This window comes from Streptomyces lancefieldiae, from assembly GCF_031845825.1.
Lineage (GTDB): Bacteria > Actinomycetota > Actinomycetes > Streptomycetales > Streptomycetaceae > Streptomyces > Streptomyces lancefieldiae.
Genome location: NZ_JAVRFH010000041.1, coordinates 16,053 through 40,344, shown reverse-complemented (window position 1 = coordinate 40,344; position 24,292 = coordinate 16,053). Strand labels below are relative to the sequence as shown.

Here is a 24,292-nt window from a genome sequence, read left to right as displayed (position 1 = left end):
CGGGGTGCCTGAGGCATGTGTCCAAGGGGTGGACAACAACTCGACAATACGGACAAATGTCCCGCATCCGGTTGGGTGACCGCCGCCCCCTGGCTAACCTGCCCGTATGGCCCTTGGAACCGCATCCACCAGGACTGATCGCGCACGCACCGTGCGTGACATCCTCGCCGCAGGCAAGGCGACGTACTCGTTCGAGTTCTCGGCACCGAAGACGCCCAAGGGTGAGAAGAACCTGTGGAGCGCGCTGAGGCGGGTGGAGGCGGTCGCCCCGGACTTCGTCTCCGTGACCTACGGCGCGGGCGGTTCCACCCGCGCGGGCACGGTCAGGGAGACCCAGCAGATCGTCGCCGACACGACGCTGACCCCCGTCGCCCACCTCACCGCGGTCGACCACTCCGTCGCGGAGCTGCGCAACATCATCGGTCAGTACGCCGACGCCGGTATCCGCAACATGCTGGCCGTGCGCGGCGATCCGCCCGGTGACCCGACGGCCGAGTGGGTCCCGCACCCGGAGGGCCTGACCTACGCCGCAGAACTGGTCCGGCTCATCAAGGAGTCGGGCGACTTCTGCGTCGGCGTGGCGGCCTTCCCCGAAATGCACCCGCGCTCCGCCGACTGGGACACGGACGTGACCCGCTTCGTCGACAAGTGCCGGGCCGGCGCCGACTACGCGATCACGCAGATGTTCTTCCAGCCCGAGTCCTATCTGCGCCTGCGCGACCGGGTCGCCGCGGCCGGCTGCGAGACCCCGATCATCCCCGAGGTCATGCCGGTGACCAGTGTGAAGATGCTGGAAAGACTGCCAAAGCTCAGCAACGCCTCGTTCCCGGCCGAACTGAAAGAGCGGATCCTCGCGGCACAGGACGATCCGACGGCTGTACGCTCCATTGGCATCGAGTTCGCCACGGAGTTCTGCGCGCGGCTGCTGGCCGAGGGTGTGCCCGGACTGCACTTCATCACGCTCAACAACTCCACGGCGACCCTGGAAATCTACGAGAACCTGGGCCTGCACCACCCACCGCGGGCCTAGACCGGTCGCTCGTCTGTACGACACACTGCGTAGCGGCCACTGGGAGAGGGGCGTACATGGGCTGGGCGGTCCTCTACATCGCGTTCGGCGTCGTCGCACTGTGGTTGCTCGGCGAGGTGCTGCTGCAGTACAAGGCGCGGCTGCGCTGGCGGTTGCTCGCCTTCGGCGGCTTCGTCGGAGTCGTGGCCGGTGTGCTGATGTCGAACGTGCTCGTCATCGGCCTGGGTGCCGCCGCCTTCGCGGTCGGCCAGACCTACGTCACGCTGTCGTTCCGCCGCGGCTTCGAGGCCGGCTGGGCGGTCAACGCCCCGGCGGGCCTTGTCGGCAGGCGCGGCCGTCCCGAACGGGGCCGCCGGGAACCGACGTTGGAGGTCTCCGGCCTGGAAGCGGCCGACGGGGGCCACGACGCCCATGACGCCCACGCGCAGGGCCACGCACCGGGTCAGGACGGCCTGCCCCACGGCCACGACGACTACGGTCGCGACGGCTACGGCCACGACGGCTACGACCACGACCGCGACGACGTGTTCACGCCCGCTCGCCCCGCCGCCACCGCCGCGGAGACCACCGCCGTCTACGAGCCGCAGCCCATGCCGGACGAAACCGGCTCGTACGGCGTGTACGCCGGCGCCGGCTACGGCCAGGACCAGCAGACACCGGCCGCGGCCGCGCCGGCTGCCGACCCGTCCTACGCCTACGACTACTCGGGCTACGACCAGCAGGGGTACGGCTACGACACCGGCGGCCAGCAGCAGTACGCCGCCTACTCCGACCCGTACATCGGCACCCCCACCTACGGCGGGGCGTCGTACGACACCGGCGGCTACGACACGACCGGCGGGCAGCAGTACGGCCGACAGGGCTACGAGCAGGACCCGTACGTCACCGGCGCGCCCGGCGGCTACGGCGGTGACACCCCGCCCGGCGGGGTGTGGGTGCCGCAGCAGCGCAGCGCCGACGACCCGTACGGCGGGGAGCTCCCGCCGGAGCAGACGTACCCGCACCAGGGCAACGACCGGCCGCAGAGCCAGGGTTACGACGAGCAGTACCGCTTCTGATGCCGCCGGGGCCCGGTGACGGGCCCCGGACCGCTCACTGGGAGCCCCGGAACTCCGGTCCCTCCACGATGAGTCCGGCGACCAGCGCGCCCGACATGCCCGCGTGCGGGAGACCCCCGCCGGGGTGCGACCAGCCGCCGACCGTGAACAGCCCGCCCATGCGCGTCCCGTTCGCCGGGTGCAGCAGCTGTCCGCCGGCCCCCGCCAGCGCCGGCACCGGAACCGCGCCGTCCGCCACGCCGGTGACAGCCGCGACGTCGGCCGGGGTGCGCACCTCGTGCCACAGAAGACGGTCGCGCAGGTCCGGTATCGCACGCTCGGCGACGTCCAGGAGGCGCTCTGCGTGGTCCCCGGCGTCCGCTACGCCGCCCGCGGGCACCACCGAGGTGAGCGTGACCGCCTCGTGGCCGGAGTCCGGGACCAGCGCCGGGTCGTCGGGCCGCAGGACCGTGACGGTCGGACGCGCCGCCATACCGGCGGCGGAACCGAACAGGGCCTCCAACTCGGCCTCGCGGTCCGGAGCGTGCACCACCGTGCGATGCGCGGCGCCCTCGGGCCGACCGCCCCGCAGCGCCAGCAGCACCGTCACCCGGCTCGCCGCACCGCGCTGCGGCGGCACCTCGCCCCCACCCCGCACCACCGACCCCCCGCAGAGGCGGTCCAGCACGCCCGGAGCCACCCCGGCGACCACGAACTCGGCCTCCGCCAGGGCACCTTCGGTCAGCTCCACGCCCGCCACGCGGCCGTCCTTCTCCACGATCCCCGTGACCTCGGCGTCGAAGTGGAACTCGACCCGGCGGGCCAGGCACCGCTCGTACACCGCCCGCGCCAGCTCCCGCAGACCACCGCCCCGCACATACCACATACCGAAGGCGTACTCCATGTACGGCAGCACGGCGGCGTTCGCCGGGGCGGTCCTGGGATCCAGGCCGTACGCGAGCGCGTGGCTCTCCAGGAGCGCGGCGAGCCGGGGGTCCCGCAGCTCCCAGGCACCGATGTCGGCGAGCGTGCCGGCCCGGCGGGTGCGCAGCAGTCGCTTGTGCGGGACCGCCGGATAGGGCTCGCGATCGGCCAGCACCTCCCAGTTCGGCCACAGCGGCTCCTCGAGGAGCGGGCGGCGCGTCCGGTCCCAGGTCTCCCGGGCCCGCACCAGGAAGTCGCCCCAGCGCTGCCCGGCGGTCGGGCCGAGCGCGGCGTCCAGGGAGGCGACGACGCCCGCCCGCGAGGCGTTCGGCAAGGAGACGTCCGTGCCGTCCGCGAACACGTGCCGTGACGACGGGTCGACCTGGAGCAGTTCGACGCAGGACTCCAACGGCTCCTTGCCCGTCTTCACGAACAGGTCGCGCCAGACCGCGGGCAGCGGCAGCAGACCCGGGCCGGTGTCGAAGGAGAACCCGTCCCGCTCGAAGCGGCGCAGGGCACCGCCGTACGTCCGCGTCCGCTCGTACACCGCCACCCGGTGGCCCGCGACGGCCAGCCGGGCGGCGGCTGCCATCGCGCCCATCCCGGCGCCGATCATCGCAATCCGTGCCATGCCAGGGACTTTATCCGCCGCCACCGACGACCGGCCCCGGGGAGCCGGGCCGGCACACCCGCGGGGACGGGCGGCGACGCGCCGGGCTGAGTACCCCGACGGACGCGCGCGTGACCGGTCGGTGACGGGCCGCTGTGAGCCGGGGTGCGCACGACTGAGTACCTCTACCTAGGCCGGTAGATGAGTACGCGCACGGATGGGGTCCGACCTGCAAGAACGAGAAGGTGGGGGCACGGAGAGGGGCACGGCTCCGCAACCGGCGACACGGGGCGCCGGATCGGAGCCGGGCCCGCGATCCGCTCCCTCCGTCGGCCGCGGTCGGCGGAGCGAGGCACGGGGGAACCCGGGGGAACGACCGGGAACGGGGTTCCGACGGGGGATGCACGGGGGATGCACGGGGGAGCAGAAGAAGGCGCCGGCCCACCGGTGGCCCGCGGGGGACGCGGCCACCACGGGCCGGCGTTCTTCGTGTGCGGGGCGTTCTTCGTGTACGGGGCCCGGCGGCCTCAGACGCGGCCGCTCACGCGCCCCTGGAGCAGCGTGGACAGCGCCGCGTGCACGTCGTCGAGGGAGCGCTCCGGCTGGAACGACTTCCAGTCCAGCGCGGCCACCAGGACCATGCCGACCAGCGCGGCGGCGGTCAGCGGTACGTCGATCTCCGCGCTGAACTCACCGCTCTCCACGCCGTCGCGCAGCACGCCCTCCACCACCGCGACGGCCTCCTGCCGGACCACCAGCAGCGTGGACTGCCAGGTCCGGTTGGTGCGCCACAGCTCGGCGACGTACAGCTGGGTGAAGGCCGGGTAGCGGTCGATGAAGACGAGCCCCGCGCGGATCATCGCGTCCAGGGCGTCCACCCGGCCGCGGCCCTCCCGCGCGGTCCGCTCCGCCGCTTCCCGGAGCGAGACGGTGAGGAGACCCACACCGTGGCGCAGCAGTTCCTCGAAGAGGACGGACTTGCTGGCGAAGTTGTAGTAGACCGTGCCCTTCGCGACCCCGGCGCGTTCGGCGATCTCGTCCACGGTGGTGGCGGAGAAGCCCTGCTCGGCGATGAGGGTGACGGCCGCCTCGTAGAGCTTCTGCCGGGTGGCCTCGCGGCGGCCGCTGCCCTGCGAGGTGGCGCTGCTGCTTTCCATGGTCCCGATTGTCACAGGAAGCCCGGCCGGGCACGTCACGCGAGGTGCGCGGGCGAAGCCACCGCCGACCGGCGCGGGCGGGACCGGCGCCAGGCGTCGTCCGAGCGCCGGATCGAGGCAAAAGTCCAGGTCGGAACGGATTGTCAGTGGCATACCTCACGATGGTCACATGCGGCACCTCGTCACAGGGCGTGCCGTCACGGAGACGACAGGAGGATCGTCATGGCCCACTCGTCCGCAGCCGCCGCCCGGCGGCACCGCGCGGCCGGCCCTGCACCCTCACTGACCGGCCCGGCGAGCGACGTGCACCCCGTGCTCCGCCGGACGACCGCCCCGCCCGCCGCCCTCGACCTGCTCGCCCAGGCCCGGGCCGGTCTGGAGGAGGCCACCGTCCTCGAAACACCGAACGAGCGGTACGCGACGGCCCACCTCGCGGCCCTGCGCACCGCCGCCGCGGTGCTCGCCGCGCGAGGCCGCCCCGAGACCACGCCCCGGGCCCGGGCCCGCATCCGGAGCGCCTGGGAAGTGCTCCCCGAGATCGCGCCCGAGCTCTCCGACTGGAGTGCGCTGTTCGCCTCCGGTGCCCGGCGACGGGCCCGGGCCGAGGCGGGCATCCAGGGCGCGGCGGGCACCCGGGACGCCGACGACCTGATACGCGACGTGGCGATGTTCCTGCGCCTCGTGGAGCGGATGCTGGTCCTCCAGCCCGTCCTGCCCCAGCCCCGCCCCGACGCCGACCGCTCTGACGCCAACCGTCCCGCCGCCGACCGCTCTGATGCCGACCGTCCCGGCCCGGACCGCCCCGATGCTGCCCGCCACGATCCGGACCGCACGGGGCCGGACCGCACAGGTCCGGACCGCTCGGACCGCTCCGTCTGCGGCCATCCCGTCTCGCGCCACCCCGGTACTGACCGCCCGGACGCGGGACGGCCGGGCGGTGACCTCACGGACCGTGAGCTTTCCGACACGGGGTGAGTGTGTGGCGTGCCGGGCCGTCGGGTGCCGTGGGGGCGGTGGCACGGGGTGCCCGGTGGTCGCACCGGAGGCAATAGGGTGGGAGATGCCTGAAGCCTGCCCCTTCCCGCACCCGGGCCGGGGCGGCAGCCCGTTCGCTCCGCCCGTGCCCGAGGCGGTGCCGCGCCGAGGAGTCAACTGCCGTGTCGGACCCGATGCGCCCGCCCGTCTCCCACCACAGCCCCCGAACGACGTCGCTGCGCTCGGATCCCTCTCGATCCCGCGCCGCCCTTCGTACCGCCGTGGTCTGGGACGTCCTCCAGGACGCCCTCGACCGCCGGGTCAAGGCCACGGGCCGCCAGGTGCTGGACGTCCTGGACACCGGGGGCGGCAGCGGCAACTTCGCGGTACCCGTGGCACGCCTCGGTCACCGCGTCACCGTCGTCGATCCGAGCCCCAACGCCCTGTTCGCCCTGGAGCGCCGCGCGGCCGAGGCCGACGTCGCCGATCGCGTGCGCGGCGTGCAGGGCGACGCCCGCGGCCTCTTCGACGTGGTCGAGCGCGGCGGGTACGACGTGGTGCTGTGCCACGGCGTCCTGGAGTACGTGGACGACCCGGCGGAGGGCGTCCGCAACGTGGTGGCCGCCCTGCGCGCCGAGGGCGTCCTCAGCCTGCTCGCCGCCGGACTGGGCGGCGCCGTGCTCGCGCGTGCCCTCGCCGGCCACTTCACGGAGGCCCGGCAGGCCCTCGACGACCCCGACGGCCGCTGGGGCACGGGCGACCCCGTGCCGCGCCGGTTCACCGCGGAGCAGCTCACCGGCCTGGTCGAGGCCGCCGGCCTGCGGATCGGTGCCGTGCACGGGGTGCGGATCTTCTCCGACCTCGTTCCCGGAGTCCTGGTGGACACCGAGTCCGGAGCCATGGACGCCCTCCTGGAGCTGGAGGCCGCGGCGGCCGAACTCGCGGCTTTTCACGCCGTGGCCACACAACTTCACGTGCTCGGTGAGACCCCGGGGACCCAAGAGGTCTGAGCCACCCGATGGGGTACGGCGCTGATCAGGGGCGGGACTGCAGATGGAGTACGCCACAGGCCACCCGAACGGGGGCCAGTCGCCGTATGATCGAGGGAGACCGCCCGGCATGACGGGTCGGCCGCTGGGGAATGGGAACTTCAGCGAGCCGGCACGGCCATGACGGGAACCGGTTGGCCAATTGGCGTAGAGGGGCGGGTTTCACGGGGGCGATTCCCTGCCTATCCTGAAGGGACCCCCCCGGGTCGCCCCGGCGACTGCACGATGAGGAGGACTCCGTGCCGCTCTCGGAGCACGAGCAGCGCATGCTCGAGCAAATGGAGCGAGCGCTGTACGCCGAAGATCCCAAGTTCGCGACAGCGCTCGAGGGAAGCGGGCTGCGTACGTACACCCGGCGACGGGTCTACCAGGCGGTCGCGGGCTTCCTCGTAGGTATTGCGCTCCTCATGGCCGGTATGGTCGCCCAGCAGGTCTGGCTCAGCGTGGTGGGCTTCCTCGTCATGCTCGGTTGCGCGGTCCTCGCCGTGACCGGATGGCGCAAGGCGCCCAAACCGGGCGAGCAGCCCGCGGCAGGAGCCGGCGCCGGACCGCAGGCACGCCGGCAAGGGCGCCAGCGCCGCTCCATGATGGACCGCATCGACGAGCGCTGGCAGCGGCGCCGGGACGAGCAGCAGGGCGGGCAGTAGCCCAGAGCAGCCGCCCACCAGGACATCTGCGTGAGGGGTGACCACCGAGTCGGTGGTCACCCCTCACGCATACCCGTCCGTGCGCGGGAACCGTGCCGGAGGGGGCCTGGCCCGGTGGCCGGTCGGTCGGTCACCGGGCCGGGCTCAACCCCGCTGCCCCGACGCCTTGCGCAGCGTAGGCCGAGCAGCCGCGGCCCGCCGCTGCAGCGCCGTCCACCGGGCCGACACCGCCCAGGCCGCCCGTACGCTGGAACGCGGCACGAACCGTGCGCGCAGTCGCGTACCGCGGCCGGCCGTGGCACGCAGACCGGCGCTCGCCCGGTGGACGTCCTCCGTCAGCCCGGGCGTCGGACGGGGCCGGGGCGCGTAGAGAACCTGCTCCACGGCGTCCGCCACCCGGTGCACCGCCGCCGTGGCCGTCGGGTCGAGACGCCCGAGCCGGACGATCCGGGCCGCCGCCCTGCGCGGAGTCTGCGACTCCTCCGGCAGGATCCCGAAGTCCCATGCCGTGTCGGTCAGCTCCTGCCAGACCGCCAGGGTGTGCGGCACCGCGTCCGCCTCGGCGCGGCCGTGCGCCCCGAGCCTCACCGACCGGGTGCGCAACCGCCACAACATCGGTGCGAGCGGTACCAGCAGCACGGCCGCCCCGCCCAGGGCCCAGGCCAGCACGGCGTACCACTTCGGCCCGTGGCCGCCCGTGACCGGTACGGCGGCGGCCGACTCGGTCCCGCAGGCGTCCAGCTTCTTGTCCTGGGCCGTGCAGCTCTCGCTCGTCGAGGGCGCCACCGACGGCTCCGGCTGCGCGTTGCGGGACGGCAGGTCGCGGTCCGGCACCGTGCTGCCCGGCGTGTCCGTCAGGGTGTACGACGGGGTCGAGCCACGCGTCGGCGTCGGCTCGAAGCGGGTCCAGCCCACGCCTTCGAAGTACACCTCGGGCCAGGCGTGCGCGTCCCGCAGTCCCACCGACACCGAGCCGTCCGCCTGCGGGGAACCCGGCGCGAAGCCGACCGCGACCCTGGCCGGTATGTCCAGGGAACGGGCCATCGCCGCCATCGCGAAGGAGAAGTGGACGCAGAAGCCCTGCTTGTCCCGCAGGAAGCGGGCGATCCCGTCCGAGCCACCGCCGACGTTGACCTGCGTGTCGTATTCGAAACCGCCGGTGATCGCGAAGTACTCCTGGAGCTTGACCGCCTGCTCGTAAGGGTTCACCGCGCCGGCGGTGACCTCGCGCGCGGTCCGGGAGACCACCTCGGGCAGCGAGTCCGGCAGCTCGGTGTACTCCCGCTTCAGGGCCGCCGCCGGCTGCGGTGCCGCGGCGAGCTGGTCGCCGGTCGGCTGCACGTTCAGGCTCCGCACCTCGTACGTCAGCCCGCGCGTGTTCTGGCCGTGGTCGCCGACCAGGGTCATGCCGACGGGCTCGTAGCGCCAGTTGCCCGGGACCCGCACGCCACTGGGCGGGTACGGCATCGGCAGCCAGTCCTGGGCGTACCAGTCCGCGGCTGTGATGCTGGTCCGGGTCTCCGCGCGCTCGATGTCGGGGCCGAGACCGGCCGGCGTGGGAAGCGTGCCCTCCGGCACGGCGGTGACGCGCCGCTTGGACGGCTTCCAGGTGGTGCCGTCGAAGTCGTCCAGGGACACGATGCGCAGGTACAGGTCGGAGAGGTCGCCCGCGTCGGTCCTGACGGACAGGACCTGGCGGTCCTCGTCGACGTTGAGACTGTCGCGCAGGGACACCAGCGGGTTCACCGCGGAGATCGTGCCGCCGCCCCCACTGCCGGAGCCGACACCCGTCTTGGCGCCGTTCAGCAGCCCGCCGTTCATCGCGGGCAGGGCCAGCGGCACCACCAGGGCGACGCCCAGCGCGAACGCGCCGATGCGCCGCCCGGTACGGACCGGAGCGACCGCGCGGCCCTGCTCCCCGCCCGGGGTGCGCGGCGCGCCGCCGAAGACCCGGCCCCACTGCGAGAGCCGGTCACGTCCCTCGGCCAGGAGCAACGTCAGATAGCCGGCCGCCGCGACCAGGAACCACAGCCAGTCGGCGCCGCCCTCGGACAGCCCCGCGGCCACCGAGTACAGCGCGAGCAGCGGCAGCCCGGCCGGGGCGGCGCTGCGGAAGGTCACCGCGAGGGTGTCCACCAGCAGCCCGATCACCAGCACACCGCCGACCAGCATCAGCCGGATGCCGTCGGACTCCAGCGGCGCGGGGATCGCGTACCGCGCGATGTCGTCGCCGCCCTGCCGCAGCAGATCGGCGAAGTGCTGGAAGGCCTGAGGACCGGGGACCAGCCCGGCGAGCGCCTGCTGCCGGGCGAAGACCAGGGTCAGCAGCACCAGCCCGACCACGGCCTGCGCGGCGATCGTCAACGGCCGGGCGAGCGGCACCCGGCGGGCCGCCGCGCCCACCCCGGACTGGACCGCCAGCAGGAACGCGGCCTGGAGGATCCAGCTGGCCGGATCGACCAGGGGCAGCAGCGAGCACGCCGCCATCAGCGTGGCCGCCCACGCACACAGCGCCAGTCGCGCCCGCCCGCTCATCGCGTCTCCCTCCGGCCGTCGGTCGCCGGGGGAACGGTGGGTGCGCGGTGGGTCCGCGGCCGGTGTCGCCGGGGTCCCGGGGCCCAGGTGTGCGGCGTGGGTCGTGGTCGTCCGCTCATCGTGTGCCCTCTCCGCCGCTCGCCGACGCGAGCCCGGTGCGCTCGTGGTCCGCCAGTCGCCACAGCTCCTCCAGACCGACGCCGTGCGGAACCCGCACGGCGGTCCAGCCTGCCTCGCGCAGCATCCGCAGCCGATCCTCGCTCCTGCCCAACGCCCCGGGCACGGCGGCCGGTTCCCGTGCCCAGCCCTCGCCGTCCAGGACGAAGGCGAGGGCGCCACCGCTGCGGTGCCGCATCTTGGCGGCCACCGTCGCCTGCTCCTCGTCCAGGTCGCCGAAGAACGCCACCAGCAGGCCCTCGTTCCCACCGCGCAGCACGTCGTACGCCCGGGACAGGCCCGTGCCGTCGGAGTGGTCGATCACCGCGAGGGTGTCCATCATCAGCCCGGCGGCGTCGGCCGTGCCCTGGCTCGCGCCCGCGAAGCCGTCGGCGCCCTCACCGGGCACCGAGTTGCCGGTGTCCGTGAGCAACCGGACGGAGAAGCCCCGCTCCAGCATGTGCACCAGCACGGACGCCGCGCCCGACACCGCCCACTCGAAGGCCGAGTCGGGGCCCGCGCCCTCGAAAGCCAGGCCCCGGGTGTCCAGGAGCACCGTGCAGCGGGCGCGCTGCGGCTGCTCCTCACGGCGCACCATCAGCTCGCCGTAGCGCGCGGTGGAGCGCCAGTGCACACGGCGCAGGTCGTCGCCGTGCCGGTACCCGCGCGGGATCACGTCGTCGTCGCCCGCCAGCGCGAGCGAGCGCTGCCGGCCCTCGCCGTACCCCTGCGCCTCCCCGCTCAGCCGCACAGGCGGCAACGCCTCCACACGCGGGATCACGGTCAGCGTGTCGAACGTGGAGAAGGACCGGGTCAGCTCGCACAGCCCGAACGGGTCGGTCAGACGCAGTTGGAGGGGGCCCAGCGGATAGCGACCGCGCAGGTCGGAGCGGACCCGGTAGGACACCTCGCGCACACCGCCCGGCTCCACCCGGTCGAGCACGAAACGGGGGCGCGGACCGAGCACGTAGGGCACCCGGTCCTGGAGCATCAGCAGACCGGTGGGCAGCCGCGAGACGTTGTCGACGCGCAGGTGGACCCGGGCCTCGCTGCCCGCGGGCACGCGTGCGGGGGAGAGCCGGCGGCTGCCCGCGACCCGGTAGCGCGTGCGGTAGAGCACCGTCGCGCACACCAGGGGCAGCACGACCAGCAGCAGACCGACGCGCAGCAGGTCGCTCTGCCCGAGGACGTACGCGCACACCGCGGCGGCGACGCCGGCGGCCAGGAAGGAGCGCCCGCGGGTGGTCAGACCGGTCAGGGCGGTGCGGATGCCGCCGCCCCCGTTTCGGTCGTCCCCCGACCGGTCCGTCCCCCCGGTGTCCATCACAGCCTCCGCGGCGGGTGCTGGTCGTACGCCGACGTGCCCCGGCCCATGCCGAAGCCCGGCTGCTGCTGGGGCGCCGCGGGCACCGGGGTGCGCTGCAGGATCTCCTGGACGACCTGTTCGGCGGTGCGGCGGTTGAGCTGGGCCTGGGCGGTGGGCAGCAGGCGGTGGGCCAGGACGGCCACCGCGAGGGCCTGCACGTCGTCCGGCAGCGCGTACTCCCTGCCGCACAGGGCGGCGGACGCCTTCGCCGCGCGCAGCAGATGCAGCGTGGCGCGCGGTGAGGCGCCGAGTCTGAGGTCCGGATGGGTCCGCGTGGCGGCGACCAGGTCCACGGCGTACCGCCGGACCGGCTCCGCGACGTGCACACCGCGGACCGCCTCGATCAGCTTGAGGATCTCGTGCGCGTGCGCCACCGGCTGGAGGTCGTCCAGCGGGTTCACCCCGCCGTGCACGTCCAGCATCCGCAGCTCGGCGTCCGGGCTGGGATAGCCGATGGAGACCCGTGCCATGAAGCGGTCGCGCTGGGCCTCCGGCAGCGGGTAGGTGCCCTCCATCTCGACCGGGTTCTGCGTCGCGACCACCATGAAGGGGCTGGGCAGCTCGTAGGTCTGGCCGTCGATGGTGACCTGGCGCTCCTCCATCGACTCCAGCAGCGCGGACTGCGTCTTCGGCGAGGCGCGGTTGATCTCGTCGCCGATCACCACCTGGGCGAAGATCGCGCCGGGCTTGAACTCGAAGTCCCGGCGCTGCTGGTCCCAGATGGACACCCCGGTGATGTCCGAGGGCAGCAGGTCCGGCGTGAACTGGATGCGGCGCACGGAGCAGTCGATGGACCGGGCCAGCGCCTTGGCCAGCATGGTCTTGCCGACTCCCGGGACGTCCTCGATCAGCAGGTGTCCCTCGGCGAGCAGCACGGTCAGGGAGAGCCGTACGACCTCGGGCTTGCCCTCGATCACGTCCTCCACCGAACCGCGCACCCGCTCGACCACCGCGGTCAAATCAGTGAGGCTCGCTCGATCGTCATAGGTCGTCACCCGGCCCTCCTCGGCCTTTCCCGCGCTCCCTGGGAAGCGGGGGTACCCCAACTTGCCGGGCCGGCCCCCACCGCGGACGGCCCACCCCGAATCACGGACACCGTGCGGAAAAGGTTCCGCACGGCACCACATCCCGCATTCTTGCTGCCGTTACCGATTCGTGTCACTCGCCTGTGGACAACTGGCCGCGATATGTCAGGGCTTGCGGCCTTTGCGGGGCGCGGCGGGAATCGTCGGACGGCCGGTGGGATCAGGCGGGGTCGACCTCGCGCAGCAGGCCTGTCCGCACGTCGAAGACGAAACCGCGCACGTCCTCGGAGTGCAGCAGGAACGGCGAGGTGCGCACCCGCTCGATCGACTGCCGCACGTCCTGGTCGACGTCCCGGAAGGACTCGACCGCCCAGGCGGGACGCTGGCCGACCTCCAGCTCCAGGTCGTGCCGGAACTCCTCGGTGAGGGACTCCATGCCGCAACCGGTGTGGTGGATGAGGACCACGCTGCGGGTGCCGAGCGCCCGCTGGCTGATGGTGAGGGAGCGGATCACGTCGTCGGTGACGACGCCGCCCGCGTTGCGGATGGTGTGGCAGTCGCCGAGGTGCAGACCGAGCGCGGCGTGCAGGTCGAGTCGCGCGTCCATGCAGGCCACGACGGCGACGCGCTGGACGGGACGGGCGTCCATCCCGGGATCGGCGAACGCGGCGGCGTAGCGTGCGTTCGCCTCGACGAGCCGGTCGGTGACGGTGTGGGCGTCGGCTATGGCGGATTCGGAGCCGGCGGGAACCGATGCAGAAGTCGTCATAGTCATGACGTTACTGGCCGTCCCCGTCGGTGGCCCGCTGTGAAGCGGGACAAAGAACGTCATCAAGGCTTGTTGTGAGCCACTCCACAGGACGTTTCGAGCGCGTCCGTACGAGTGAAAAGCCGCGCGACAGCGGTTTGCGGACGTCGGCGTCCGCGACGCGCAGGCCGGTAGATTGACCGGGCGACAGGGTGGACTAAAGTGACGCGAAGCGGGAGGCGAGGGTCTCCCTGCTGGACTGGATTCCCCCGGAGACCTGGACGACGTCCCGCCAGATCTCCCCACGTGCGCGGCGCGTACGTACGGCTCGGCCTCCTCCCGCTCCCGGCCGGCCGACGCTTTCGGCGCCGGCAGGCCTCCCCTTCACGAGCGAGCGGGAGGGGACCCGGCGGTGCGGGACGCCGTGCCGGACCTGAGAGGCCGCCTCACTTGAGCCAGAGTCGACACGTCCCGGTGATGCTCCAGCGGTGTCTGGACCTGCTGGCGCCCGCCCTCCAGGAGTCGGGTGCCGTGGTCGTCGACTGCACGCTGGGACTCGGCGGGCACAGCGAGGCGCTGCTCGAACGCTTCCCGGAGGCCCGGCTCGTCGCCCTCGACCGGGACAAGGAGGCCCTGCGCCTGTCCGGCGAGCGGCTCGCCCCGTACGGGGAGCGCGCCACCCTGGTGCACGCCGTCTACGACGAGCTGCCCGACGTCCTCGACCGGCTCGGCATCCCGCGCGTCCAGGGGGTGCTGTTCGACCTCGGCGTCTCCTCCATGCAGCTCGACGAGGCGGACCGCGGCTTCGCCTACGCCCAGGACGCCCCGCTCGACATGCGCATGGACCAGACGACCGGCATGAGCGCCGCCGAGGTCCTCAACACCTACCCGCCCGGCGAACTCGTCCGCATCCTGAGGGCCTACGGCGAGGAGAAGCAGGCCAAGCGGATCGTCTCCGCGATCGTGCGCGAGCGCGAGAAGGAGCCGTTCGCCAACAGCGCCCGGCTCGTGGAGCTGATCAGGGCCGCGCTGCCGCAGGCCGCCAAGCGCACCGGCGGCAATCCGGCCAAGCGCACGTTCCAGGCCCTGCGCATCGAGGTCAACGGGGAGCTGTCGGTCCTGGAGCGGGCGATCCCGGCCGCCGTCAAGGCCCTCGACGTCGGCGGACGGATCGCCGTGCTGTCGTACCACTCCCTGGAGGACCGGCTGGTCAAGCAGGTGTTCGCGGCAGGCGCCGCCAACACCGCGCCGCCCGGACTGCCGGTGGTCCCCGAACGCTACGCGCCCCGGCTCAAGCTGCTCACGCGCGGTGCCGAACTTCCCACCGAGGAGGAGATCGCCGAGAACCGGCGGGCGGCCCCGGCGCGGCTGCGCGGGGCCCAGCGCATCAGGGAGGACGTCGGGTGAGGCAGGGCAGGCGCGGGTGCGGACGGTCCACCCGGGCCGAGGGGAGGGCCAGTGAGTAGGAAACCCGAACTGAAGGGGAGGGCGGCCCGGCTCGCCCAGCTCCTCCCGCCGGGCGGCGGACAGGCGGCCCGGGCCCCCTTCGTCCTTCTCGTGGTCGTCCTCCTCGGCGGTGGCCTCATCGGGCTCCTGGTGCTGAACTCCGCCCTGAGCGAGGGCTCGTTCCAGCTGGACGACCTGAAGCAGGGGACGAAGGAGCTCACCGACGAGGAACAGGCCCTCCAGCGGGACATCGACGCCTACTCCGCCCCGAGGGCCCTCCAGCGCCGCGCCCTTGAGCTGGGCATGGTGCCGGGCGGTGATCCGGCCTTCCTCTCCCCGGACGGCACCGTCAAGGGCTCACCCGCCCCCGCGCCCGCCGCGGCGGCCCCGCTGGTGCTCGCCCCCGAGGCACTGACCGCATCGTCCGTCGGCGCTCTTCCCGCCGCGTCCCCCAGTGCCTGGCAGCCCCGCCCCACGCCCACAGCGACGACCCCGACCCCCGGCAGGTGACGGAAGTGTCCGACAGGGAACCGCCGCGCCGCCGCGTGCCCGGACCCGCGAGGCCCGTCCGCCCCGGCGGGCGGCGGCAGCCGGGCCCCGGTGCCCGGCCCGCGCGCCGACCGGGCCGGCCCCGCCCGGTCCCGCCCCGCGTCATCCGGCTGGGCAGCCCCCGCCCGCGGCTGCGCATGATCGGCCTGGCGCTGACCCTGGTGCTGTCCGCCTTCGTCGTACGGCTTCTCCAGGTCCAGGCCGTCGACGCCGGGACGTACACCGCCAAGGCGGAGCAGAACCGCTACGTCGTCCACACGCTGCCCGCCGAGCGCGGCGGAATCACCGACCGCAACGGCGTGGCCCTCGCGGCCACCGTGGACGCCTACGACATCACGGCCGACCCCACGATGTTCACCCGGGAGCAACTGAAGGTCGACGACGGGCCCGAGCAGGCGGCGGCACTCCTCGCGCCGATCCTCGGCGAGGACCAGGAGGACCTGGTCGACCGGCTCCGCCCCAAGAACAGGGAGCTGCGCTACGTCCGCCTCGCCCGCCGCCAGACCCCGCAGGTCTGGAACCAGATCAAGGACCTGAAGACCGCGCTCACCAAGAAGACGGAGACGGACAAGTCCGCGGCCAACGTCCTCGCGGGCGTCTTCGCCGACCCGAGCAGCAAGCGCGTGTACCCGGGCGGGGACCTCGCCGCCGCCGTCCTGGGCTGGGTCGGCGCCGACGGCAAGGGCGGCGGCGGCCTCGAACGGAAGCTGGACGAGACGCTGGCCGGCAAGGACGGCAAGATCCGCTACGCGCAGTCCGGTGGCCGTCAGGTGCCCACCGCCGGCGCCACCGAGACGCCCGCCGTGTCCGGCAGCGACGTCGAACTCACCCTCGACCGCGACATCCAGTGGGCCGCGCAGCACGCCATCAGCGAGCAGGTGGAGAAGTCCAAGGCCGACGGCGGCTACGTCATCGTCCAGGACACGGCCACCGGCGAGATCCTCGCCATGGCCAACTCGCCCGGCTTCGACCCCGGCGACCTCGCCCACGCCGATCCGAAGGCGCTGGGCAACGCCGCGCTCCAGGACGCCTTCGAGCCCGGCTCCACCGCCAAGGTGATGTCGATGGCCGCCGTGCTGGAGGAGAACGCCGCCACCCCGGGGACGCACGTCACCGTCCCCAACCGGCTGCACCGCGGCGACCGGCTCTTCAAGGACGACGTCGACCACCCCACCTGGTACCTCACGCTCAACGGCGTGCTCGCCAAGTCCAGCAACATCGGCACCATCCTGGCCACCGGCCAGCTGGGCAGCACCCAGCAGGAGGCCAACAAGGTCCTCTACTCCTACCTGCGCAAGTTCGGCCTCGGCGGCTACAGCGGACTCGGCTTCCCCGGCGAGACCAAGGGCATCCTCGCGCCGCCCGAGCAGTGGTCCACCTCGCAGCAGTACACGATTCCTTTCGGCCAGGGCGTCTCCGTGAACGCGCTCCAGGCGGCCTCCGTGTACTCGACCATCGCCAACGGCGGCGTCCGCGTCGAACCCACGCTCGTGCGCGGCACCAAGGGGGACGACGGGCGCTTCACCCCGGCTCCCGAGCCCAAGAAGACCCGCGTGATCAGCGAGAAGACGGCGAAGACCCTCTCGCAGATGCTGGAGTCCGTCGTCGACGACGAGGAGGGCACCGGCACCAAGGCCCGCATCCCCGGCTACCGCGTGGCGGGCAAGACGGGCACGGCCAACCGGGTGGATCCGGCCACCGGCAAGTACCACGGCTACACGTCGTCGTTCGCCGGATTCGCCCCCGCCGACAAGCCCCGCGTCACCGTCTACTGCGCCATCCAGAACGCCACCGCGGGCAGCTACTTCGGCGGCCAGATCTGCGGCCCCATCTACAAGCAGGTCATGGAGTTCGCCCTCAAGACCCTCCAGGTCCCGCCGACCGGGGCCGACCCCGCGCGCCTCCCGGTCACCTTCAAGCCCTGACCAGTACCGAGCCAGCCCCGAGCCAGTACCGAGCCACCAGGAACCACCCGTGACAACGATCACCCCCGACCCCGGGAACCAGAGCGGTCCGTCAACCTCACTTCGCCCGGAACCGGGTACGCCCGGTACGCTCACCGCCGTGCCACACCCTGATCAGTCCCAAACCACCCAGAAGGGCCACCCCGTGACATGTCCGGGACCGCCCCGGCCGGTGCGGATCTCCGCCACACCCCTCGCGGAACTCGCCGATCAGCTGGGTGTCACCGTGCCGGACAGCACCGCCCGCGTCACGGGCATCACCCATGACTCGCGTGCCGTCCGTCCCGGTGACCTGTACGCCGCCCTCCCCGGAGCCCGCGCCCACGGCGCCGACTTCGTCACCCAGGCCGCCGGTCTGGGCGCCACCGCCGTGCTGACCGACCCGGCCGGCGCGGAGCGCGCCGCCGCCACCGGCCTGCCGGCGCTCGTCGTGGACGACCCGCGCGCGCGGATGGGCGAACTGGCGGCCACGATCTACGGCCACCCCGGCCGCGATCTGCTCCAGATCGGCATCACCGGCACCTCCGGCAAGACCACCACCGCCTACCTCGTCGAGGGCGGGCTGCGCACGGCGAAGTCCACCGGGCTCATCGGCACGGTGGAGATGCGCATCGGCGACGAGCGCATCAAGTCCGAGCGCACCACGCCCGAGGCCACCGACCTCCAGGCCCTGTTCGCCGTGATGCGCGAACGCGGCACCGAGGCCGTCGCCATGGAGGTCTCCAGCCACGCCCTGGTGCTCGGCCGGGTCGACGCCTGCGTCTTCGACGTCGCGGTCTTCACCAACCTCAGCCCGGAGCACATGGAGTTCCACTCCGGCATGGAGGACTACTTCCAGGCGAAGGCGCAGCTGTTCACGCCGGAACGCAGCAAGCTCGGTGTGGTCAACCTCGACGACGAGTACGGGCGCCGGCTCGCGGGAGAGGCAACCGTCCCGGTCGTCACCTACTCCGCGGAGGGCCACCCGGACGCGGACTGGCGCGCCGACGAGGTCACGGTCGGCCCGCTGGACTCGACGTTCACCGTGCTCGGCCCCAAGGGCGAGCGGATCACCGCCAGGTCGCCGCTGGCCGGGCCCTTCAACGTGGCGAACACCCTCGCCGCGCTCGTCGCCCTCGCCGCGGCCGGCCTCGATCCGCAGGCCGCCGCCGACGGCATCGCGGCCGTCCCCGGCGTGCCGGGCCGCCTGGAGCGCGTGGACGAGGGTCAGCCGTACCTCGCGGTGGTCGACTACGCCCACAAGACCGACGCGGTCGAATCCGTTCTCAGGGCGCTCCGCAAGGTCACCGAGGGCAGGCTGCACGTCGTCCTCGGTTGCGGCGGCGACCGGGACACGACGAAGCGGCAGCCCATGGGCGCCGCCGCGGCCCGCCACGCCGACACCGCCGTACTGACCTCCGACAACCCCCGCTCCGAGGACCCCCTCGCGATCCTCGCCACCATGCTCCAGGGCGCGGCGTCCGTGCCCGCGCACGAGCGCGGCGAGGTGCAGGTCTTCGAGGACCGGGCCGCCGCGATCGCCGCCACCGTCGCCCGGGCCGAGCCCGGCGACACCGTGCTGGTGGCGGGCAAGGGCCACGAGCAGGGCCAGGACATCGCCGGGGTCGTCCGTCCCTTCGACGACCGCCAGGTACTGCGCGAAGCCATCCGGAAGACCCAGGGATGAGAATCCTGAAGACCCAGGGGATGAACTTGTGATCGCCCTCTCCCTCGCCGAGATCGCAGAAGTCGTCGGCGGGCAGATGCACGACATACCGGACGCGTCCGTCGAGGTCACCGGGCCGGTGGTCCGGGACTCCCGGGAGGCGGGCCCCGGCAGCCTCTTCGTCGCCTTCGTGGGCGAGCGCGTGGACGGCCACGACTTCGCCGCGGCGGTCGTCGAGGCGGGTGCCGTCGCCGTGCTCGGCTCCCGCCCCGTCGGAGTGCCCGCGATCGTCGTGGACGACGTCCAGACCGCCCTCGGCGCCCTCGCCCGCCACGTGGTGCGGCGCCTCGGCACCACCCTCGTCGCCCTGACCGGATCCGCCGGCAAGACCAGCACCAAGGACCTCATCGCGCAGGTCCTCCAGCGCAAGGCGCCGACGGTGTTCACGCCGGGCTCGCTCAACAACGAGATCGGGCTGCCGCTCACCGCCCTCACCGCCACCGACGAGACGAAGTTCCTCGTCCTGGAGATGGGCGCCCGCGGCATCGGCCACATCCGGTACCTCACCGAACTCACCCCGCCGAGGATCGGTCTCGTCCTCAACGTCGGCAGCGCCCACATCGGCGAGTTCGGCGGCCGGGAGCAGATCGCCCGGGCCAAGGGCGAACTCGTCGAGGCGCTTCCGCCGGCCGAGGAGGGCGGTGTCGCGATCCTCAACGCGGACGACCCACTCGTACGGGCCATGGCCTCCCGTACGAAGGCGAAGGTGATCCTTTTCGGAGAGTCCGACGAAGCGGACGTGTCCGCCGAGAACGTGCGACTCACGGACAGCGGACAGCCTTCCTTCAGGCTTCACACACCCTCCGGTGCAAGCGATGTGACCATGCGCCTGTACGGTGAGCACCACGTGTCGAACGCGCTCGCCGCGGCCGCCGTCGCCCACGAGTTGGGCATGTCCGCAGACGAGATCGCCACCGCGCTCTCCGAGGCGGGCTCCCTCTCCCGCTGGCGGATGGAGGTCACCGAGCGCCCGGACGGCGTGACGGTCGTCAACGACGCCTACAACGCGAACCCCGAGTCCATGAAGGCCGCGCTGCGCGCGCTGGTGGCCATGGGCAAGGGACGCCGTACGTGGGCGGTGCTCGGTCGGATGGCCGAGCTCGGGGACGAGGCGCTCGCCGAGCACGACGCGGTCGGACGGCTCGCCGTCCGGCTCAACGTCAGCAAGCTCGTCGCGGTCGGGGGCAGGGAAGCCCGCTGGCTGCAACTGGGCGCATATAACGAGGGTTCGTGGGGTGAGGAGTCGGTGCACGTGTCCGACGCACAGGCGGCGGTCGACCTGTTGCGCAGCGAGTTGCGCCCGGGGGACGTCGTACTCGTGAAGGCGTCCCGTTCGGTGGGTCTGGAGAGTGTCGCCACGGCACTGCTCGAGACCGGCGCCGAGGGTGAGGTTGCCGCCCGATGATGAAGCAGATCCTGTTCGCAGGAGTCATTGGCCTCTTCCTGACGCTGGTCGGCACCCCGCTGCTGATCAAGCTGCTGGCCCGCAAGGGCTACGGCCAGTACATCCGCGACGACGGCCCGCGGGAGCACGCCAGCAAGCGCGGTACGCCGACCATGGGTGGTATCGCCTTCATCCTGGCGACGGTCATCGCCTACTTCCTGGCCAAGGTGATCACCGGTTACCTGGACGAGGAGGCCGACGCGGGGCCGACCTTCTCGGGTCTGCTGGTGCTGGGTCTGATGGTCGGCATGGGCCTGGTCGGTTTCCTCGACGACTACATCAAGATCGTCAAGCGGCGTTCGCTGGGCCTGCGGGCCAAGGCGAAGATGGCCGGCCAGCTCATCGTCGGCATCGCCTTCGCGGTGCTGGCACTGCAGTTCGCGGACAACCGCGGCAACACCCCGGCGTCCACCAAGCTGTCGTTCATCACCGACTTCGGCTGGACGATCGGCCCGGTGCTGTTCGTCATCTGGGCGCTGTTCATGATCCTCGCGATGTCGAACGGCGTGAACCTGACCGACGGCCTGGACGGCCTCGCCACCGGCGCCTCCGTCCTGGTCTTCGGCGCCTACACCTTCATCGGCGTCTGGCAGTTCCAGGAGTCCTGCGCCAACGCGCTCACCCTGACCAATCCGGGCGCCTGCTACGAGGTGCGCGACCCCCTCGACCTCGCGGTGGTCGCCTCCGCCCTGATGGGCGCCTGCCTCGGCTTCCTGTGGTGGAACACCTCACCGGCCAAGATCTTCATGGGCGACACCGGTTCGCTCGCGCTCGGCGGTGTGCTCGCGGGTCTGGCGATCTGCTCGCGCACCGAACTGCTGATGGCCATCCTCGGCGGCCTGTTCGTCCTGATCACCATGTCGGTGGTCATCCAGGTCGGCTCCTTCCGCATGACCGGCAAGCGCGTCTTCCGGATGGCGCCACTTCAGCACCACTTCGAACTCAAAGGCTGGTCCGAGGTCCTTGTCGTGGTCCGTTTCTGGATCATCCAGGGCATCTGTGTGATCGTCGGACTCGGCCTCTTCTACGCGGGATGGGCAGCGGACAAGTGACCTCCTCGGTGCCTTCGGAATTCACGGGCAAGCACGTCACCGTCGCCGGACTCGGTGTCTCCGGCGTCCCGGCGGCCAAGGTCCTGCACGGCCTCGGCGCGTACGTCACCGTCGTCAACGACGGCGACGACGAGCGCGCGCGGACGCAGGCGGCGGAACTCGAGGCGCTCGGCGTCACGGTGCGCCTCGGCGACGGCGACACGCTCCCCGAGGGCACCGAGCTGATCGTCACCGCGCCCGGCTGGAAGCCGGACAAGCCGCTGTTCACGGCGGCCCGTGCGGCCGGCGTCCCCGTCTGGGGCGACGTCGAACTGGCCTGGCGCCTGCGCCGGCCCGACTCCGCGCCCTGGCTGGCGGTCACCGGCACCAACGGCAAGACCACCACCGTCCAGATGCTGGCGTCGATCCTGAAGGCGGCGGGCCTGCGCACCGCCGCCGTCGGCAACATCGGCGTCTCCCTGCTGGACGTGGTCACCGGCGAGACGCAGTACGACGTCCTGGCCGTGGAGCTGTCCAGCTACCAGCTCCACTGGGCGCCCTCCCTGCGCGCCCACTCGGCCGCCGTGCTCAACCTCGCCCCCGACCACCTCGACTGGCACGGCTCCATGGAGGCCTACGCGGCCGACAAGGGCCGCATCTACGAGGGCAATCGCGTCGCCTGCGTCTACAACGTCGATGCCACCGACAAGCCGTCCACCGAGGACCTGGTCCGCGCGGCCGACGTCGAGGAGGGCTGCCGGGCCGTCGGCTTCACCCTGGGCACGCCCGCTCCCTCCCAACTCGGCGTCGTGGAGGGCATCCTGGTCGACCGCGCCTTCGTCGAGGACCGGCAGAAGAACGCCCAGGAGCTCGCCGAGGTCTCCGACGTCAACCCGCCGGCCCCGCACAACATCGCCAACGCCCTCGCCGCCGCGGCCCTCGCCCGTGCCTTCGGCGTCTCCGCCGCCGCCGTACGGGACGGGCTGCGGGCCTTCACGCCGGACGCCCACCGCATCGCACACGTCGCCGACGTCGACGGCGTGGCGTACGTGGACGACTCCAAGGCCACCAACACCCACGCCACCGAGGCGTCGTTGGCGGCGTACGAGTCGATCGTGTGGATCGCGGGCGGGCTGGCGAAGGGGGCGGCCTTCGACGAACTGGTCGCGAAAGCGGCGAAGCGCCTGCGCGGGGCGGTGCTGATCGGCGCCGACCGCGCCCTGATCCGCGAAGCCCTGGCGCGACACGCCCCGGAAGTACCCGTCGTCGACCTGGACCGGACCGACACTGGTGCGATGCTCCAGGCCGTCCAGGAAGCACAGCGGCTCGCCCGGCCCGGCGACACGGTGCTGCTGGCCCCCGCCTGTGCCTCCATGGACATGTTCACCAATTACAACCAGCGCGGTGACGCGTTCGCGCAGGCCGTTCGCGAACTCGGCGCCTGACCCGGCCACCTCCAGCGCCGGGTGACTTCGGGAGGGACGCGTGGGACGGTCCATGCCGACGTACAGCGGAGGCCGCGATGCCCGGTAGTCCCGGAAGCCGTACCGGACGTCCGCCCGCGCAGCGGGCCGTCGGACGACCCGCCGCCGCGAAGCCGCCGCACGACAACCCCGTGCTCCGCCTGTACCTCCGCCTGCGCCGCGCCTGGGACCGGCCGCTGACGGCGTACTACCTGATCTTCGGCGGCAGTCTGCTGATCACGGTGCTGGGCCTGGTGATGGTCTACTCGGCCTCCCAGATCACCGCGCTCCAGCTGTCGCTGCCGGGGTCGTACTTCTTCCGCAAGCAGGCCATGGCCGCCCTGCTCGGCGGTGGGCTGCTGGTGGCCGCCATGAAGATGCCGGTGAAACTGCACCGCGCGCTGGCCTACCCGATCCTCGCCGGCGCCGTCTTCCTGATGATCCTCGTGCAGGTGCCGGGGATAGGAGTGGCGGTCAACGGCAACCAGAACTGGATCGCGCTGGGCGGTTCCTTCCAGATCCAGCCCAGCGAGTTCGGCAAGCTGGCCCTGGTCCTGTGGGGCGCGGACCTGCTCGCCCGCAAGCAGGACAAGAAGCTGCTGGCCCAGTGGAAGCACATGCTGGTGCCCCTGGTGCCGGTGGCGTTCATGCTGCTCGGACTGATCATGCTCGGCGGCGACATGGGCACGGCGATCATCCTGACGGCGATCCTGTTCGGCCTGCTGTGGCTGGCGGGCGCGCCCACCCGGCTGTTCGCCGGGGTGCTCTCGATCGCGGCACTGCTCGGCTTCGTCCTCATCAAGAGCAGCAGCAACCGCATGGCCCGGCTCAACTGCATCGGCGCCACCGACCCCGGCCCCGGCGACTCCTGCTGGCAGGCCGTGCACGGCATCTACGCCCTCGCCTCGGGCGGACTGTTCGGATCCGGTCTCGGTGCCGGCGTGGAGAAATGGGGGCAACTCCCCGAAGCGCACACCGACTTCATCTTCGCCGTCACCGGTGAGGAACTGGGCCTGGCGGGGACACTGTCGGTGCTCGCCCTCTTCGCGGCTCTAGGCTATGCGGGTATCCGCGTGGCCGGACGCACGGAGGACCCCTTCGTGAGGTATGCCGCGGGAGGCGTGACCACCTGGATCATGGCCCAGGCCGTGATCAACATCGGTGCGGTCCTCGGGCTGCTGCCGATCGCCGGTGTCCCCCTCCCGCTGTTCTCCTACGGGGGTTCCGCCCTGTTGCCGACCATGTTCGCCATCGGTCTGCTGATCGCCTTCGCGCGCGACGAGCCCGGTGCGCGGGCGGCGCTTGCGTTGCGGCAACCTCGCTTTGGTAGAAAGCGGGGAACCGGGGGCACCGGGTCCAAGCGGAGCCCACGGAGTTGGAACACGATGCGACGGCGTGCCTCGGCGGCACGCTCGTCCGGAGAGCGGTGAA

The 24,292-nt window shown here is 72.4% G+C and carries 18 protein-coding genes and 1 pseudogene; 13 read left to right on the top strand and 6 right to left on the bottom strand.

The features are described from left to right. Positions 1–106 precede the first annotated feature (106 nt). On the top strand, positions 107–1,030 hold the full coding sequence (gene metF, locus RM812_RS30535; RefSeq protein WP_311579588.1) for a methylenetetrahydrofolate reductase [NAD(P)H]: 924 nt from the start codon (positions 107–109) through the stop codon (positions 1,028–1,030). A 56-nt stretch (positions 1,031–1,086) separates the two neighbouring features. Further along, positions 1,087–2,088, top strand: a complete 1,002-nt coding sequence (locus RM812_RS30530; protein ID WP_311579585.1) for an SCO2102 family sporulation regulator — start codon at positions 1,087–1,089, stop codon at positions 2,086–2,088. Positions 2,089–2,122: 34 nt separating this feature from the next. Here RM812_RS30530 and RM812_RS30525 read toward each other — a convergent pair whose 3' ends face one another. Next, positions 2,123–3,622, bottom strand: a complete 1,500-nt coding sequence (locus tag RM812_RS30525) for a phytoene desaturase family protein (RefSeq protein ID WP_311579582.1) — start codon at positions 3,620–3,622, stop codon at positions 2,123–2,125. A gap of 506 nt (positions 3,623–4,128) precedes the next feature. Beyond that, positions 4,129–4,758: a TetR/AcrR family transcriptional regulator gene (locus RM812_RS30520; RefSeq protein ID WP_311579580.1), complete on the bottom strand. Its 630-nt coding sequence runs from the start codon at positions 4,756–4,758 to the stop codon at positions 4,129–4,131. Between the two features lie 222 nt (positions 4,759–4,980). On the opposite strand from RM812_RS30520, the pseudogene RM812_RS30515 reads away from it, so the two are divergent. The 3 genes and pseudogenes from RM812_RS30515 to RM812_RS30505 form a co-directional block, all read left to right on the top strand. Further along, positions 4,981–5,541 (top strand): annotated as a pseudogene (locus tag RM812_RS30515) (SAV_6107 family HEPN domain-containing protein); the annotation flags it as partial. Positions 5,542–5,915: 374 nt separating this feature from the next. After that, the gene (locus RM812_RS30510) at positions 5,916–6,743 is read left to right on the top strand and encodes a methyltransferase (protein ID WP_311579578.1); all 828 of its coding nucleotides are present in this window, start codon (positions 5,916–5,918) and stop codon (positions 6,741–6,743) included. 278 nt (positions 6,744–7,021) lie between these two features. Next, positions 7,022–7,429 (top strand): spore wall synthesis complex protein, encoded by a 408-nt coding sequence (locus RM812_RS30505; protein WP_311579575.1) that lies wholly within the window; start codon positions 7,022–7,024, stop codon positions 7,427–7,429. Positions 7,430–7,573: 144 nt separating this feature from the next. Here the strand turns inward: RM812_RS30505 and RM812_RS30500 are convergent, their stop codons facing one another. The 4 genes from RM812_RS30500 to RM812_RS30485 form a co-directional block, all read right to left on the bottom strand. Continuing rightward, positions 7,574–9,964 carry a transglutaminase TgpA family protein gene (locus RM812_RS30500; protein ID WP_311579566.1) on the bottom strand — a complete coding sequence of 797 codons (2,391 nt, stop codon included), beginning with the start codon at positions 9,962–9,964 and terminating at the stop codon, positions 7,574–7,576. A gap of 115 nt (positions 9,965–10,079) precedes the next feature. Beyond that, on the bottom strand, positions 10,080–11,444 hold the full coding sequence (locus RM812_RS30495) for a DUF58 domain-containing protein (RefSeq protein WP_311579563.1): 1,365 nt from the start codon (positions 11,442–11,444) through the stop codon (positions 10,080–10,082). Continuing rightward, positions 11,444–12,481: an AAA family ATPase gene (locus RM812_RS30490; RefSeq protein ID WP_311579560.1), complete on the bottom strand. Its 1,038-nt coding sequence runs from the start codon at positions 12,479–12,481 to the stop codon at positions 11,444–11,446. The genes RM812_RS30495 and RM812_RS30490 overlap by 1 nt, the downstream gene beginning before the upstream one ends. A 250-nt stretch (positions 12,482–12,731) precedes the next feature. Continuing rightward, on the bottom strand, positions 12,732–13,286 hold the full coding sequence (locus RM812_RS30485; protein WP_311579557.1) for a beta-class carbonic anhydrase: 555 nt from the start codon (positions 13,284–13,286) through the stop codon (positions 12,732–12,734). A gap of 423 nt (positions 13,287–13,709) precedes the next feature. On the opposite strand from RM812_RS30485, the gene rsmH reads away from it, so the two are divergent. The 8 genes from rsmH to ftsW all read left to right on the top strand — a co-directional run bounded on the left by rsmH (position 13,710) and on the right by ftsW (position 24,291). Further along, complete coding sequence (gene rsmH, locus RM812_RS30480) at positions 13,710–14,666, top strand: 16S rRNA (cytosine(1402)-N(4))-methyltransferase RsmH (protein WP_311579554.1); 957 nt, start codon at positions 13,710–13,712, stop codon at positions 14,664–14,666. Positions 14,667–14,717: 51 nt separating this feature from the next. Next, the gene (locus tag RM812_RS30475) at positions 14,718–15,215 is read left to right on the top strand and encodes a septum formation initiator family protein (protein WP_311579551.1); all 498 of its coding nucleotides are present in this window, start codon (positions 14,718–14,720) and stop codon (positions 15,213–15,215) included. Beyond that, the gene (locus tag RM812_RS30470) at positions 15,212–17,179 is read left to right on the top strand and encodes a peptidoglycan D,D-transpeptidase FtsI family protein (protein ID WP_311579548.1); all 1,968 of its coding nucleotides are present in this window, start codon (positions 15,212–15,214) and stop codon (positions 17,177–17,179) included. The genes RM812_RS30475 and RM812_RS30470 overlap by 4 nt, the downstream gene beginning before the upstream one ends. Positions 17,180–17,363: 184 nt before the next feature. Further along, positions 17,364–18,884, top strand: a complete 1,521-nt coding sequence (locus tag RM812_RS30465; protein ID WP_311579545.1) for a UDP-N-acetylmuramoyl-L-alanyl-D-glutamate--2,6-diaminopimelate ligase — start codon at positions 17,364–17,366, stop codon at positions 18,882–18,884. A gap of 28 nt (positions 18,885–18,912) precedes the next feature. Next, a complete protein-coding gene (locus tag RM812_RS30460; protein ID WP_311579542.1) occupies positions 18,913–20,328 on the top strand; it encodes a UDP-N-acetylmuramoyl-tripeptide--D-alanyl-D-alanine ligase in 1,416 nt (471 codons plus the stop codon). Continuing rightward, positions 20,328–21,419 (top strand): phospho-N-acetylmuramoyl-pentapeptide-transferase, encoded by a 1,092-nt coding sequence (gene mraY / locus RM812_RS30455; protein WP_311579693.1) that lies wholly within the window; start codon positions 20,328–20,330, stop codon positions 21,417–21,419. Before RM812_RS30460 ends, mraY begins: the two co-directional genes overlap by 1 nt. 8 nt (positions 21,420–21,427) lie before the next feature. Then, the gene (murD, locus tag RM812_RS30450) at positions 21,428–22,843 is read left to right on the top strand and encodes a UDP-N-acetylmuramoyl-L-alanine--D-glutamate ligase (RefSeq protein WP_311579533.1); all 1,416 of its coding nucleotides are present in this window, start codon (positions 21,428–21,430) and stop codon (positions 22,841–22,843) included. Between the two features lie 77 nt (positions 22,844–22,920). Beyond that, entirely contained in the window at positions 22,921–24,291 is a 1,371-nt protein-coding gene (gene ftsW / locus RM812_RS30445; protein WP_311579530.1) for a putative lipid II flippase FtsW, read from the top strand. Position 24,292 lies beyond the last annotated feature (1 nt).